The sequence below is a fragment of the Enterobacteriaceae endosymbiont of Donacia bicoloricornis genome (assembly GCF_012567955.1).
In the GTDB taxonomy this organism is placed as follows: domain Bacteria; phylum Pseudomonadota; class Gammaproteobacteria; order Enterobacterales; family Enterobacteriaceae.
In genome coordinates, this window is the sequence record NZ_CP046186.1 from 41050 (window position 1) to 55836 (window position 14787).

Below are 14787 nucleotides of genomic sequence, written 5' to 3' on the forward strand. Positions count from 1 at the left end.
AAATATTTAAATGAGAAAACATTACTCTGTTCTTATCTTTGTTACAGATGGTATCGAAGATATAGAAACTATATCTTCTATAGATATTTTAAATAGAAGTAATATAAATGTTATATTAGTTAGTCTAAACAATAAACGAGAAATAATATGTGCTTATGGTACAAAAATTATAAGTGATCTTTTTTTTAATCAAATAACAAAAATTAATTTTAAAAATATAGTAGCAATTATTTTGCCAGGTGGATTACAAGCATCAAAATTTTTTCAAAAAAATATTTTTTTGTTAAAATTTTTAAAAAAAATTAAGAATACTAATCGAATAATTGGAGCAATATGTGCTGCTCCTGCTATGGTTATTAGTGCTAATAATTTATTTCCTAATGCTAAAATGACTGGATATTTAGGATTAAAATATTTAATACCATATCAACAGTGGGTAAAATACCCAGTTTATTGGGACGACAAATATAAATTATTAACAGCACAAAGTGTAAAATATGCAATTACATTTAATTTAAAATTAGTACAAATTATTTTAGGGGAAAAAACATCTTTAAAAATTGAAAAAGAATTATAAAAATTTTAAATATATAAATAATAATAAATACTATTTATTTTAAATTTAAAATATATAGTTTTTATTATTAATTAACAAAAAATTTTAATTATTTAAATTCTTAATTTATTTGCAATCTTATCTAATACCCCATTAATAAATTTATAACTATTTTCTACTCCTCCAAATTTTTTTGCAAGACAAATACTTTCATTAATTATTACTTTATGTGGAACATCTAAACGATTTATTAATTCGTATGAAGAAATACGTAAAATTGCTTTTTCAATTTGTCCTAATTCAAATAATTTACGAGATAAAAATGGTTTCATTATATTATCTAAATAAAAACTATTAACTATAACACCATTTATTAAATCATTAAAATAATCAATATCAATAATATTGATATTTTTTATTGATTCATTTAGAAAATAATATTTAATATCATTAAAATTATTTTTAGACAATTGCCAAGAATAAATTGCTTGTAAAGCATATTTTCTAGAATAATATCTACCAATAAATTTCACTTAACTTCCTTTTTATTTTTTGTATGTAATAATTTTATTGCTTTAAATATATTAATCATTTCTAATAACGTTAAAGCTGCTTCTGTACCTCTGTTACCTTTTTTAATACCAGATCTTTCAATTGCTTGTTTAATATTGTTTGTTGTTAAGATACTAAAAGAAATTGGAATATTATTTTTTACTGATAAACTAGATATTTGAGAACATACTTCTTGAGATAGATATTTAAAATGAGATGTTTCTCCTTTAATAATAGTACCAATAGCTATTATACCATCATAGATATTTTTTTGTATTAATAAATTAATAACTGATGCTATTTCATAACTTCCTGGGACCCAACATATAGTTATATTTTTATCTTGAACCATACCTATTCTTTGTAAAGTATCAATAGTAGAATATAATAAATTTTTATTTATAAAAGTGTTATATCTTGATATAACAATCGCAATAAAAGCATTAGGAACTATAATATTTTCATCAATAATTTTCATAATATATTTGTATTATCCTTTTTTATCAAATTATTTAATAGGTTTTAATATTAATTTTAAATCTGGTCCTATTTTTTTAACATTTGTAAAATAAAAATTTGGAACATTAATAATATTCATAAATTTATTTATACTACATAAACTTACTGTAATATTTCCTAATAATTTAGGTGTTAAATAAATAATTAATTCATCTATTAAATTATAAGCAATTAAATATCCTGATAATATACTTCCTGCTTCTATAAGAACAGAATTAATTCCTTTATTACCCAATATTTTAAATAAATATTTTAAGTTAAAATAACCATTAATTTCAGGAATAATAATTTGTTCTACATAATTAGGCCAATTTTCAAAAGTATATTTTGATTTTATTAAAAAAATTTTACCAGGAAATAAAATTATTTTGTCAGTAGGTTTTATTGTATTTAATCGATCTAAAATAATTCTAATTGGCTGTCTTAAGAATTTTTTAGGATATCTTTTTTTGATATAATAATTTAATTTATTCCATTTAACCAGTAAAGTAGAATTATCTTGTAAAATAGTTTTACTTGTACTTAAAATAGCCGTATTTTTTGCTCTTAATTTATGAACATCATTTCTTGAAATTTTTGATGATATCCATTTGTTTTTACTATTTAAAAGTGCAATCTTCCCATCTAAAGATGATGCTAATTTAAGTTGTATCCAAGGAATACCAGTATTCATTCTTTTAAAAAATCCATAATTTATTGATTCCGCTTTTTTCGATAAAATATTCTTAGTTATTTGAATTCCTTTAGAAGATAAATATTTTAATCCTTTTCCATTTATTCTTGGATTAGGATCTTTTGATGCAACTACTAATCTTTTTATTTTAGCATTAATTAATGCTTTACAACAAGAAGGTGTTAAATTTTTATAATTACAAGGTTCTAATGTAACATAAACTGTTGATCCTTTAGCATATTTACCTGCTATTTTTAATGCATTAATTTCTGCATGAGATTCTCCTGCTTTAAAATGATATCCTTGACCAACAATTTTTTTATTATTTACAATAACACATCCTACATTTGGATTAGGAGTTGTAGTAAAAATACCTAATTTAGCTAACTTAATAGCATACATCATATAAAATTTATCTATTGAATACATAATATCCTTAAAAAATTTAATATTTAATAATTTATAATTTTAATATTCATTAATATCATTTAATATAATAAAATTATTAATTAAATAAAAATTTATAAAAATTAATTTTTTATTTAAATATATTATCAATATAAACTATTATATTTAATATATTAAATATATATAAAATATATTATTTTAACTATTTAATTAATTATTAAAATAATTTTATTATAAAAAATAATAGTAAATATACTTAATAAATTCTGTTTTAAGAGATAACATTTATATGAAAAAAAAAATTATTCTTTTTGATACTACTTTACGTGATGGAGAACAATCACTTAAATCTAATTTAAATACTCAAGAAAAAATAGAAATAGCACTTTCTTTAGAAGAAATGGGTATTGATATTATTGAAGTTGGATTTCCAATGTCTTCTCCTAATGATTATCAAACTGCAAAAAAAATATCATATATTATAAAAAATAGTAAATTATGTGGATTAGCTAGATGTAAAGAAAAAGATATAGATCTAGTTTATAAATCATTAAAAAAATCTAATAATTTTAGAATTCACATTTTTTTAGCAACTTCTCCTATACATATTACTACAAAATTAAAAACTACTTTAAATAAAGTAATAGAAAAAATATCATTTATGATAAAATATGCTCGTAAATATACTGATGATATTGAGTTTTCTTGTGAAGATGGAAGTAGAACACCTATCAATGATTTATGTTTAGTAGTAAAAACAGCTATTGATGCAGGAGCGACAACTATTAATATACCAGATACGGTAGGTTATACATTTCCTCAAGAATATTATAATATAATTTCTTCTTTAAAGAAGAAAGTCGATAATATAGATAAATGTATTATTTCAGTTCATACACATAATGATTTAGGAATGGCTGTTGGTAACGCTATCACTGCAATAAATGCAGGTGCAAGACAAATAGAAGGAACTATTAATGGAATAGGTGAAAGAGCTGGTAATTGTGCTTTGGAAGAAGTAATTATGGCTCTATATACTCGAAAAAAAAGTATGCATTTTTTCACTAATATAAACTATCAAAAAATATATCATACAAGTAAAATAGTGAGTAATATTTGTAATATTCCATTAGCTATACATAAAGCTATTGTAGGAAGTAATGCTTTTTCACATTCTTCTGGTATCCATCAAGATGGAATAATCAAAAATAAAAAAACTTATGAAATTTTAAATCCTCAAGATATAGGTTTAAATAAAACAAAAATTAATCTTACTTCTAAATCAGGAAGAGCTGCCGTTAAATATCATATGAAATTAATGGGATATAAAAAAAATACATACGATATTAATCAATTATATAATAAATTTATAAAATTAGCTGATAAAAAAGGACAAATTTTTAATTATGATTTAGAAGCATTAGCTTTTAATAGTAAAATAGAAAATAGTACAGAATATTACTCATTAATATATTTTAATATACAATCAAATTCTAATTTATCTATTGCAACTATAAAATTAAAATGTGGAAAATTAACAAAATTAGAAGCAGCAACAGGATTAGGACCAATTGATGCAATATACAAAACAATAATTAAAATAACAAACTATAATATAAAATTTATTCAGTATGTATTGACAACTAAAAATAATACTGAAGAATCAATTGGACAAGTTAATATTAAAATGAAATATAAAAAAAAAATTTTTCATGGTATTGGGTTATCTAAAGATATTATAAAAGCTTCAGTTATTTCTATAATTAATTGCCTTAATAATATTTGGAGATCTGATCAAGTACAAAAAAATATAATGAAAATTAATAAATTTTAAAATTTTAAGGAACAATAATGTCAGATATATTTAAAATAGCTATTTTACCTGGAGATGGTATAGGTCCAGAAATTATGAAACAAGCAATAAAAATATTAGAAAAAATAGAAAAATATATAACTAAAAAAATAGCTATTGATACTTATGTTGTTGGTGGAGCTGCTATAAATATATATGGTAATCCATTACCTAAAAAAACGTTATATGGTTGTGAAAAATCTAATGCTATATTATTTGGATCTGTAGGTGGACCTGAATGGGATTATTTACCTTTAAATAAAAGACCAGAAAAAGGATCATTATTAAAATTAAGAAAACATTTTAATTTATTTGCAAATATACGTCCTACTTTTTTTTATAAAGATTTAGGTATTTTAAGTCCTTTAAAAGAAGAAATTTTATGTAAAGGTTTTGATATTATTTGTATTAGAGAATTAACAGGAGGTATATATTTTGGTTTACCTAATGGGAGAAAAGGAAAAGGTATAGATGAATATGCATTTGATACTGAAATATATTCAAGATTTGAAATAGAGAGAATTGCACATATTGCTTTTAATATAGCTTTAAAAAGAAAAAAAAAAATATGCTCTATTGATAAAGCAAATGTTTTAAATACATCCATATTATGGCGTGAAGTTTTAACAGAAATATCAAAACAATATATATCAGTAAAATTAGAACATATGTATATTGATAATGCTGTAATGCAATTAATGAAAAATCCATCACAATTTGATGTTGTATTATGTTCAAATTTATTTGGAGATATTATATCTGATCAATGTGCTATGATTTCTGGGTCGATAGGTAATTTACCTTCAGCTAGTTTTAATCAAAATTATTTTGGTTTATATGAACCATCAGGTGGTTCTGCTCCTAATATTGCTGGTAAAAATATAGCTAACCCTATAGCACAAATATTATCATTAGCAATGTTAATCGAATTTTCTTTAAAAGAAAGAAATATATCTCAAAAAATTAAAAATGCTATTAAAAAAATACTAAGTATAGGTTATAGAACAAAAGATTTATTTACTAATAGTAAAAATGAAAAGATAGTCACAACTGATGATATGGGAACATTAATTATGGAAACTATTATTTAATAAAAAATAGGTATAAATATATGGGAAAAACATTATATGAAAAAATATATGATAAACATATTATTTATAATTTAAGAAATAATATTAATTTATTATATATAGATAGACATTTTATTCATGAAGTTACTTCACCACAAGCATTTCAAGGATTAAGAGATAAAAATAGAAAAGTTTATAGAGCAAATAAAACTTTTGCAACTATGGATCATAATGTATCTACTAAAATAAAAAATATAGAAGCATCTGGTTATATAGCTAAAAAACAAATGGAGACACTAATAAAAAATTGTAATGACTTCAATATTACACTATATGATATTTATCATCCCTTACAAGGGATTATACATGTTATAGGACCAGAACAGGGTATTACATTGCCTGGAATGATAATTGTATGTGGAGATTCACATACTTCTACTCATGGAGCATTTGGTGCATTATCTTTTGGTATTGGTACTTCAGAAGTAGAACATGTTTTAGCAACTCAAACTTTAAAACAAAATCGTGCTAAAAATATGTTAATAAATATTAATGGTAATATACCAAAAAATATTACTGCAAAAGATATTATTTTATTCATAATTAGAAAAGTTGGTATTAGTGGGGGTAACGGATATATTATTGAATTTAATGGTAATGTTATAAAACAATTAAGTATGGAATCTAGAATGACTATTTGTAATATGTCTATTGAAATGGGAGCCAAATCAGGATTAATTGCACCTGATAATACTACTTTATCATATTTAAAAAATAAAAAATTTACTCCTAAAAAGGAGTTATGGGAAAAAGCATTAAAATATTGGAAAACATTATATAGTGATCATAATGCTAAATTTGATAAAATTATAAACATAGATATTTCACAATTAACTCCTCAAATTTCTTGGGGAACAAATCCTGAACAAATAATTAGTATAGATGAACCTATTCCATTAATAAATTCATATAAAAATGAAAATAAGAAAAAATTAGCAATAAAGGCTTTAAAATATATGGATTTACATGAAGGAATTACATTAATTAATTTAAAAATTGATAAGGTTTTTATTGGTTCTTGTACAAATTCTAGAATTGAAGATTTAAGAGCTGCTGCAAAAATAGTTTTAGGGAAAAAAATTGCTTCTCATATTACTGCTTTAGTTGTTCCTGGGTCTAATATGGTAAAAAAACAAGCTGAAAAAGAAGGATTAGATAAAATTTTTAAAAATGCTGGTTTTGAATGGAGATATTCAGGATGTTCTATGTGTTTAGCAATGAATGATGATAAATTACAACCTGGAGAGAGATGTGCTTCTACTAGTAATAGAAATTTCGAAGGTCGTCAAGGACGTAATAGTAGAACTCATTTAGTTAGTCCTGTTATAGCAGCAATTACAGCTATATATGGTTATTTTATTAATATAAATTTATAATAAGAAATATTTATGAATAATAAATTACAATTTAATGGTATTATAGTTCCTTTTAATAGATCAAACATTGATACAGATGTTATTATTCCAAAACAATTTTTACAAAAAAATAATAAACAAGGATTTGGGAAATATTTATTTAATGATTGGAGATATTTAGATAATGAAAGTAAAATAATTAATCCTAATTTTATTTTGAATAAAAAAGAATTTAAAAATTCAAAAATTTTATTAACTAGAGATAATTTTGGATGTGGTTCTTCAAGAGAACATGCTCCATGGGCATTATTAGATTTTGGTTTTCATACTATTATTGCATCTAGTTATGCAGATATATTTTATAATAATGCAATTAATAATAAATTATTATTAATTATTTTAAATAAAAAAATAATTGATCAATTATTTTTTATAATACAAAAATCTCCTGGTATATATTGTTATATAAATTTATTTTATAAAAAAATTATAATTAATAAAAAAATTTTTAATTTTAAAATAAATAATGACATAGTTAATTTTATTACAAATGATTTAGATCAAATAGATCTAACAAAAAAATATTCTAAAGAAATTAATATTTTTGAAAAAACATATTTTAAATTTTTTTAAAATGAGCATATTATTAAATGCGTATAATATTATTAGGTCCTCCTGGAGTAGGTAAAGGAACTTATGCTAGATTTATATCTGAAAAATATAATTTACCTAATATTTCTATTGGAAATATGTTAAGAAATTATATTTTAAAAAATAAATATACTTTTTTAACTAAAAAAATAAAAAAATTTATTAAAAATGGTATTATGGTTCCTGATGATATAATAATTAAAATTATTAAAAATAGATTATACAATATTGATTGTAAAAAAGGTTTTTTATTAGATGGATTTCCTAGAAATATTTTACAAGCTAATATTCTAAAAAAAGAAAATATAAAAATAAATATAATTTTAGAATTTTATATACCAATTAATCAAATTATTAAAAGAATTATAGGCCGGAAAATACATCTACCTTCAGGTAGGACTTATCATGTAATTTTTAATCCTCCAAAAATAAAAAATAAAGATGATATAACTGGTGAAACATTAATAACAAGAACAGATGATAATATAATTACGATAAAAAATCGTTTAAAAGAGTATTTAAAACAAACTAAACCATTAACTAATTATTATTATAAAGATCATTTAAAAAATGAAATCATTTATAAAAAAATTAATAATACATTATCTATTTTAGATGTAAAAAAAAAAATAGATAATTTTTTACAAAAATTAAATAAAATAAAAAAATAATTTTAAACTTTTAAAAATTTTAATTAAATAATTAAAATCATAATAATTTGTTTATTTACTCTGATTTTGTTATTATTTATTAATTAATATTAATTAATATGGATTATAATTTAATGTTTACCGGAAGTATTGTAGCACTTATAACTCCAATGGATATTAAAGGTAATCTTTGTAAAAAAAGTTTACAAAGACTTATTAAATATCATATTAATAGTGGTACAAAAGCAATTGTTATTATGGGGACAACAGGAGAAGCTGCAACATTAACATATAATGAACAAATAAATATTATAATGTATGCATTAGATTTTTCAGAAAAAAAAATTCCTATTATAGCTGGAACAGGATTTAATTCTACATCTAAAAGTATTAAGATAATATCTGTTCTAGAAAATTCAGGAATTATAGGTTGTCTGAATATTACTCCTTACTATAATCGTCCTACACAAGAAGGTTTATATCAACATTTTAAAGCAATTGCAAAAAATACTATATTACCTCAATTACTATATAATGTTCCTTCCAGAACAGGATGTGATTTATTACCAGAAACAATTTATAAATTGTCGAAAATTGATAATATAGTAGGAGTAAAAGAAGCAACTGGAGATTTATCTCGTGTACATAAAATTAAAAATTTAATAAAAAAGAAATTTTTTTTAATTAGTGGAGATGATAAAACTTCTTTTGAATTTATGTTATTAGGAGGAGATGGGGTTATATCTGTTACCGCTAACATTGTTGCATCAAAAATGAACAAATTTTGTAATTATATAAGAGATAAAAAAATTCATAAAGCAAAAAAAATTAATAAAGAATTAATTCTATTACATAATCAATTATTTCTTGAATCTAATCCAATACCTATTAAATGGGCAGCACAAAGATTAGGACTAATTAAAAATGGTACAATGAGATTACCAATGACTCAACTTACAATGTGTAATCAAAAAATTATAGAGAATACATTAAAAAAATTAAAATTAATATAAATGAATAAGATTAGATACGATTAATAAATATTTTTTTATATGGTATAAAATTAAAATTCTATTTTTTTTAAACTCATTATCTTTATGATTAATTATTACTTTCTTAAAAAAATTATTAACAGGATAATATAATTCAGATAATATTAACAAAATATTATAATATTCGTTATTTTTAATTTTTAATTTTAATATTTTAGATAATTTAATAATATATCTAAATAAAATAATTTCTTCTTTATTTTTTAATAGATAAGTATTAATCTGATTATTTTTATTTATATATTTTTTATTTTTTAATAAAATATTATTTATTCTTTTAAAAGTTAAAATTAAAAAATTAATTTGTTTTTTTTCATTTTTAAGAAATAAATCTAATGCTTTTATTTTATAATCTAAAATTAATAAATTATTTATTTTATTATCTAAAATAGAATTAATAATATTTTTTTTATATCCTAATGATATATAGTAATTGTTACATCTTTTTTTTATAAAAATTAATATTTGTTTTAAGATTTTTTCTTTATCAATAAAATCTTTTTTATATAAAAAAAGACTAAAATTAATTAATTTAATTAAATTAATTTCTATTTTTTTTTCGATAATAATACGTATTATAACTAATATTATATTTTTTAAAGAAAATGGATCTTTATCTCCTGTTGGTATTAATTGTATACTAAACATACCTACCAAGGTATCTATTTTATCTGCAATAAATAAAATACAAGAAACTATATTTTTAGGTATAAAATTATTTTTTTTATATTGATATTGATCTTTAATAGCTTGTGTTACATTTTTATTTTCTTTATTATATTTTGCATAATACATACCAATAATTCCTTTTAAATCAGGAAATTCATAAACCATTTGTGTTGCTAAGTCACATTTAGATAACTTACTTGCTCTAATACAATCAATTATATTAATATTTTGAATAATTTTTTTTGATATATATTGAGATATTTTTTCTATTCTTATAGTTTTTTCAAATAAATTACCTAAATTTTCTTGGAAAATAATATTTTTTAATTTATTTAAATATTGTTCAAATTTTATTTTTAAATCATTTTGAAAGAAAAATTGAATATCTTTAAATCTTGATTTAATTACTTCTTCATGATTATTAATAATTTTTTCATTATTATCTGTTTTAATATTTATTAAAATAATAAAATTACATAATAAATTATTTTTTTTATCATATAAAGGAATATATTTTTGGTATTTAATCATTACATATGATAATATTTCTGATGGTAATGTTAAAAATTTTTTATTAAATTTTCCTATTAATGCTATAGGCCACTCTAACATAGAGGATAATTCTTCTAAAAAAATTTCATTTATTTTAATAACAGCATGTAATTTATTTGTTATTTTTTTAATTTTATTAAAAATAATATTTTTTCTTTTAATATAATCAACAACTATTTTTCCTTTTTCAAATAATAATTTTTCATATTCTTCTGAATTTTCTAAAATTATTTTTTTTTGACACATAAATCTATGTCCTTGAATAATATTATCTGATTTAATATTTAATATTTTTTTTTTAATATTTTTTTTTCCTAAAACTAATACAATAGTTCTTATTGGTCTAATAAATTTAAAAATATTTTCATGCCAAAACATAAAATTAGGAATAGAGATAATGTTTTTTAAAGAATTTGTTATCATATTTGATAATAAGTATTTTATATGTAATCCTTTTATAATTTTTTTATAAAAAACATATTTATTTTTATAAAAAATATTTTTTATATCTTTAATATTATATTTTTTTATCCAATATTGAATTATTTTATTTTCAAAAATATTTTCTCTATTAGAAATAGAAGGACCTTTAATATTAAAAAAATAATTAGGTTGTTTTATATTTATAAAATAAATTTGTAACGCAATACGTCTAGAAGTAAAAAAACATTTTATTGTTTTATATTTAAAACAGTTTTTTTTTAGTTCATTTTTAAAATTTTTTAAAATTATTTGTGATATTTTTAATAAATAATTTGAAGGAATTTCTTCTATACCAATTTCTAATAATAGAATATTTTTACACATAAAGTTAATACCTAATTAATAATTTTATTATTTTATATAATTATAATATTTTGTAACAATTAATTTTGTCATATTACGTAATTTTAAAATATATCTTTGTCTTTCAGTATGAGAAAAAAATTTACGTGCTTCTAATAAATTAAAACAATGTGATGCTTTTAAAAGTTTTTCATATGCAGGAAAAATTAATGGTTTTTCTAAATTTAATAAATAAATAATTTCTTTTTCATAATTTTGAAAACAATATATAAGAAAATCAATATTTGTATATTTAAAATTATAAATAGACTGTTCTATTTCATTTTTATAAAAAAAATCTTTATAAGTAATAGAATTATTTTGATCTTTATTCCATATTAAATTAAATATATTTTTTACATTTTGTAAATGCATTGCTAATCTTTCTAATCCATAAGTAATTTCTCCTGTAATTGGATTACAAGGTAATCCTCCCATTTGTTGAAAATATGTAAATTGAGTTATTTCCATACCATTAAGCCATATTTCCCAACCAATTCCATATGCTCCTAATGTAGGATTTTCCCAATTATCATGCATAAAACAAAGATCATTATTTTTTAAATCTATTTTTAATGTTTCTAAAGATTTTAAATATAAAAATTGAATATTATTAGGAGGAGGTTTCATTATCACTTGAAACTGATAATATTGTTGTAATCTATTAGAATTTTGTCCATACCTTCCATCAGATGGTCTTCTTGATAATTGAACATAAGCCAACTTAATTGGATTTTTTCCTATTACATATAGACATGTCATAGGATGTGATGTTGCTGCTCCAACTTCAGTATCAATAGATTGAATTATACTACAACCTTGTTCTGCCCAATAATTTTGTAAAATAAAAATCATCCCTTGAAATGTTTTCTCATTAAATTCTTTCATTTATTTTTTAATATATTTAATTTTATTATTTTAGTATAATAAAATTCATTTTTTTTAATAAAATATAAATTAAAATTTAACATATTTCTAATAAAATAAAAATTAATGTTAAAATAATTTATTATTTTAAAATATAAAATTTATTAATTTATAGAAAATTTAATACGGATTAAATATAAATATGAATAATATATCTAAAAAAAAAAAACATGAATATAGTAATTTAATCACCAAAGCTACAAATTTAGCAATTTTATTATCTTTAATATTATTAATATTAAAATTATTAGCTTGGTGGCAAACTAAATCTATTAGTATGTTAGCTGCTTGTGTAGATTCTTTAGTAGATATTATGTCTTCTTCAACTAATTTATTAATTATATATTATTCATTACAACCTGCTGATTTAGAACATACTTTTGGTCATGGTAAAGCTGAATCATTATCTGCTTTAACACAAAGTATATTTATTTGTATAACAGCAATATTTTTATTTTTAAATAGTTTAAAATATATATCTCATCCTACAAAATTACACTATCCAATTATTGGAATATTAGTTATAATAATTTCATTTTTTTTAACTTTAATATTAGTTATTTTTCAAAAAAAGGTAATTGCTAAAACAAATAGTCAAGCTACTCATGCTGATATGATTCATTATGAATCTGATATTTTAATTAATAGCGCCATTCTAATTGCTTTAATTTTAAATTTTTTTAATATAAAACAGGCAGATTCATTTATCGCACTAATTATAAGTATATTTATTTTTTATAATGCTTTTAAAGTAGGTTATAAAGCCATACAATCTCTATTAGATAGAGCTTTACCAGAACATGAAAAAAAAATTATAATAGATATAATTACTTCTTGGCCAAAAGTAAAAGGAGCTCACCAATTAAAAACAAGACAATCTGGACCCACTCGTTTTATACAACTTCATTTAGTATTAGAAGATAATTTACCCTTATTAGAATCACATTCAATTGCAAAAAAAATAGAAAATGCTTTAAATAAAAAATTTCCTTATTCAGATATAATTATACATCAAGATCCATACTCTATTGTTTCTGAAAAATATAAAGGTTTTTTTAAGAATTAATTTTATCAATACAATATTATATATTTCGACGAGGTATCAAATGATTCAAAAAATTGGTGTTCTTACAAGTGGAGGAGATGCTCCAGGAATGAATGCTGCTATTAGGGGGGTAGTTAGAACAGCATTAGGATATAATATCGAAGTTTTTGGAATATATAATGGTTATTTAGGATTATATAATAATCATATTATTAAATTAAACAGATATAGTGTTTCTGATATTATAAATAAAGGAGGTACTTTTTTAGGATCTGCTCGTTTTATTCAATTTAAGAATAAAAAAATACGTTCTATTGCTATAAATAATATGAAAAAAAATGGTATTGATGCCTTAGTTGTAATAGGAGGAGATGGAACTTATATGGGAGCTAAATTATTAACAGAAATTGGATTTCCATGTATAGGCATACCAGGAACAATTGATAATGATGTTGTAGGTACTGATTTTAGTATAGGATACTATACTGCACTTGAAACTATTGTTCAAGCTATTGATAAATTAAGAGATACATCTACTTCCCATCAGAGAATATCTATTGTTGAAATTATGGGTAGACGTTGTGGAGATTTAACTTTAGCAGCAGCGATTGCTGGAGGTTGTGAGTTTATTGTCTTACCAGAAATTAATTATAATCAAGAAGATTTAGTAAAAGAAATAAAAATAGGTATAAAAAAAGGGAAAAAACATGCAATAGTATTGATTACAGAATTGATTTGTGATATTAATAAACTAGCAATTTTCATACAAAATAAAATTAAACGTGAAACTAGAACTACAGTTTTAGGATATCTCCAAAGAGGAGGAACTCCTGTCGCATATGATCGTATATTAGGTTCTCGCATGGGATCATTTGCAGTAGAATTACTATACAAAGGATATGGAGGAAGATGTATAGGTATCCAGAATAATAAAATGGTTCATCATGATATTATTGATGCTATTTTAAATATGAAAAAAATATTTAAAAAAGATTTATTAGATACTGCAAAAAAATTATTTTAATAAAATTAAAAAAAGAGATATAATATGAATAATATAAAATTTTTAAAAAGAACAGAAATAGGGAAAAAATTTAGCAGAAGATTAAGAATTAATAATCAATTTCCAGCTATTATTTACGGTAAAAAAAAAAAAGAAATACCTGTTATTATAAATAATACAGACATAATTAATATTGATTTAAAAAAATTTTTAAAAAAAAAAATTCAATTAATAGATGAAAAAAAAAAAACATATAAAGTAAAAATTTTAGATATTCAATATCATCCTTACAAAAATAGTAAAATAATTCATATAGATTTTTTATTTATATAATTATTTTATATTCAAAATATTAATTAAAAATTATA

Annotated in this window: 15 protein-coding genes; 10 read left to right on the plus strand and 5 right to left on the minus strand. The window is 20.5% G+C overall.

Annotated elements, in window-relative coordinates; translation table 11 throughout:
• Positions 1-10: 10 nt before the first annotated feature.
• On the plus strand, positions 11-577 hold the full coding sequence (locus GJU03_RS00220) for a DJ-1/PfpI family protein (RefSeq protein WP_168918700.1): 567 nt from the start codon (positions 11-13) through the stop codon (positions 575-577).
• Positions 578-669: 92 nt separating this feature from the next.
• Here the strand turns inward: GJU03_RS00220 and nusB are convergent, their stop codons facing one another.
• Genes nusB through ribD form a run of 3 tightly spaced genes read right to left on the minus strand, consistent with a single transcriptional unit; the run spans position 670 to position 2729 of the window.
• Complete coding sequence (nusB, locus tag GJU03_RS00225; RefSeq protein WP_168918701.1) at positions 670-1089, minus strand: transcription antitermination factor NusB; 420 nt, start codon at positions 1087-1089, stop codon at positions 670-672.
• Positions 1086-1586 carry a 6,7-dimethyl-8-ribityllumazine synthase gene (ribH, locus tag GJU03_RS00230; protein ID WP_168918702.1) on the minus strand — a complete coding sequence of 167 codons (501 nt, stop codon included), beginning with the start codon at positions 1584-1586 and terminating at the stop codon, positions 1086-1088. The genes nusB and ribH overlap by 4 nt, the downstream gene beginning before the upstream one ends.
• 30 nt (positions 1587-1616) lie before the next feature.
• Positions 1617-2729 (minus strand): bifunctional diaminohydroxyphosphoribosylaminopyrimidine deaminase/5-amino-6-(5-phosphoribosylamino)uracil reductase RibD, encoded by a 1113-nt coding sequence (ribD, locus tag GJU03_RS00235; RefSeq protein ID WP_168918703.1) that lies wholly within the window; start codon positions 2727-2729, stop codon positions 1617-1619.
• 268 nt (positions 2730-2997) lie between these two features.
• Between ribD and leuA the strand changes: the two genes are divergently transcribed.
• From leuA to dapA, 6 genes are all read left to right on the plus strand, one after another.
• Positions 2998-4542, plus strand: coding sequence for a 2-isopropylmalate synthase (gene leuA / locus GJU03_RS00240; RefSeq protein WP_168918704.1), 1545 nt, complete (start codon positions 2998-3000; stop codon positions 4540-4542).
• A gap of 17 nt (positions 4543-4559) precedes the next feature.
• Positions 4560-5651, plus strand: a complete 1092-nt coding sequence (gene leuB, locus GJU03_RS00245) for a 3-isopropylmalate dehydrogenase (RefSeq protein ID WP_168918705.1) — start codon at positions 4560-4562, stop codon at positions 5649-5651.
• A 20-nt stretch (positions 5652-5671) separates the two neighbouring features.
• Entirely contained in the window at positions 5672-7066 is a 1395-nt protein-coding gene (leuC, locus tag GJU03_RS00250; RefSeq protein ID WP_168918706.1) for a 3-isopropylmalate dehydratase large subunit, read from the plus strand.
• 12 nt (positions 7067-7078) lie between these two features.
• On the plus strand, positions 7079-7678 hold the full coding sequence (gene leuD, locus GJU03_RS00255) for a 3-isopropylmalate dehydratase small subunit (protein WP_168918707.1): 600 nt from the start codon (positions 7079-7081) through the stop codon (positions 7676-7678).
• 17 nt (positions 7679-7695) lie between these two features.
• Positions 7696-8367, plus strand: coding sequence for a nucleoside monophosphate kinase (locus GJU03_RS00260; protein WP_168918708.1), 672 nt, complete (start codon positions 7696-7698; stop codon positions 8365-8367).
• Positions 8368-8480: 113 nt separating this feature from the next.
• Positions 8481-9359 (plus strand): 4-hydroxy-tetrahydrodipicolinate synthase, encoded by an 879-nt coding sequence (dapA, locus tag GJU03_RS00265; RefSeq protein WP_168919051.1) that lies wholly within the window; start codon positions 8481-8483, stop codon positions 9357-9359.
• On the opposite strand, the gene glyS is transcribed toward dapA, so the two are convergent.
• Positions 9351-11426, minus strand: coding sequence for a glycine--tRNA ligase subunit beta (gene glyS, locus GJU03_RS00270; RefSeq protein ID WP_168918709.1), 2076 nt, complete (start codon positions 11424-11426; stop codon positions 9351-9353). The two genes, dapA and glyS, sit on opposite strands and share 9 nt — an antisense overlap.
• A gap of 27 nt (positions 11427-11453) precedes the next feature.
• Positions 11454-12332 carry a glycine--tRNA ligase subunit alpha gene (gene glyQ / locus GJU03_RS00275; protein WP_168918710.1) on the minus strand — a complete coding sequence of 293 codons (879 nt, stop codon included), beginning with the start codon at positions 12330-12332 and terminating at the stop codon, positions 11454-11456.
• Positions 12333-12513: 181 nt separating this feature from the next.
• On the opposite strand from glyQ, the gene GJU03_RS00280 reads away from it, so the two are divergent.
• From GJU03_RS00280 to rplY, 3 genes are read left to right on the plus strand one after another with little or no spacing between them, the layout of a single operon-like run.
• Positions 12514-13437: a cation diffusion facilitator family transporter gene (locus GJU03_RS00280; RefSeq protein ID WP_168918711.1), complete on the plus strand. Its 924-nt coding sequence runs from the start codon at positions 12514-12516 to the stop codon at positions 13435-13437.
• 40 nt (positions 13438-13477) lie between these two features.
• On the plus strand, positions 13478-14440 hold the full coding sequence (pfkA, locus tag GJU03_RS00285) for a 6-phosphofructokinase (protein WP_168918712.1): 963 nt from the start codon (positions 13478-13480) through the stop codon (positions 14438-14440).
• Positions 14441-14464: 24 nt separating this feature from the next.
• Positions 14465-14752 carry a 50S ribosomal protein L25 gene (gene rplY, locus GJU03_RS00290; RefSeq protein WP_168918713.1) on the plus strand — a complete coding sequence of 96 codons (288 nt, stop codon included), beginning with the start codon at positions 14465-14467 and terminating at the stop codon, positions 14750-14752.
• Positions 14753-14787 lie beyond the last annotated feature (35 nt).

Bases quoted from the DNA above. Each gene is read 5' to 3' on its own strand.
- GJU03_RS00220 (WP_168918700.1), top strand. From the start codon at position 11: ATGAGAAAACATTACTCTGTTCTTATCTTTGTTACAGATGGTATCGAA.
- ribH (WP_168918702.1), bottom strand. From the start codon at position 1,586: ATGAAAATTATTGATGAAAATATTATAGTTCCTAATGCTTTTATTGCG.
- ribD (WP_168918703.1), bottom strand. From the start codon at position 2,729: ATGTATTCAATAGATAAATTTTATATGATGTATGCTATTAAGTTAGCT.
- leuA (WP_168918704.1), top strand. From the start codon at position 2,998: ATGAAAAAAAAAATTATTCTTTTTGATACTACTTTACGTGATGGAGAA.
- leuB (WP_168918705.1), top strand. From the start codon at position 4,560: ATGTCAGATATATTTAAAATAGCTATTTTACCTGGAGATGGTATAGGT.
- leuC (WP_168918706.1), top strand. From the start codon at position 5,672: ATGGGAAAAACATTATATGAAAAAATATATGATAAACATATTATTTAT.
- leuD (WP_168918707.1), top strand. From the start codon at position 7,079: ATGAATAATAAATTACAATTTAATGGTATTATAGTTCCTTTTAATAGA.
- GJU03_RS00260 (WP_168918708.1), top strand. From the start codon at position 7,696: ATGCGTATAATATTATTAGGTCCTCCTGGAGTAGGTAAAGGAACTTAT.
- dapA (WP_168919051.1), top strand. From the start codon at position 8,481: ATGTTTACCGGAAGTATTGTAGCACTTATAACTCCAATGGATATTAAA.
- glyS (WP_168918709.1), bottom strand. From the start codon at position 11,426: ATGTGTAAAAATATTCTATTATTAGAAATTGGTATAGAAGAAATTCCT.
- glyQ (WP_168918710.1), bottom strand. From the start codon at position 12,332: ATGAAAGAATTTAATGAGAAAACATTTCAAGGGATGATTTTTATTTTA.
- GJU03_RS00280 (WP_168918711.1), top strand. From the start codon at position 12,514: ATGAATAATATATCTAAAAAAAAAAAACATGAATATAGTAATTTAATC.
- pfkA (WP_168918712.1), top strand. From the start codon at position 13,478: ATGATTCAAAAAATTGGTGTTCTTACAAGTGGAGGAGATGCTCCAGGA.
- rplY (WP_168918713.1), top strand. From the start codon at position 14,465: ATGAATAATATAAAATTTTTAAAAAGAACAGAAATAGGGAAAAAATTT.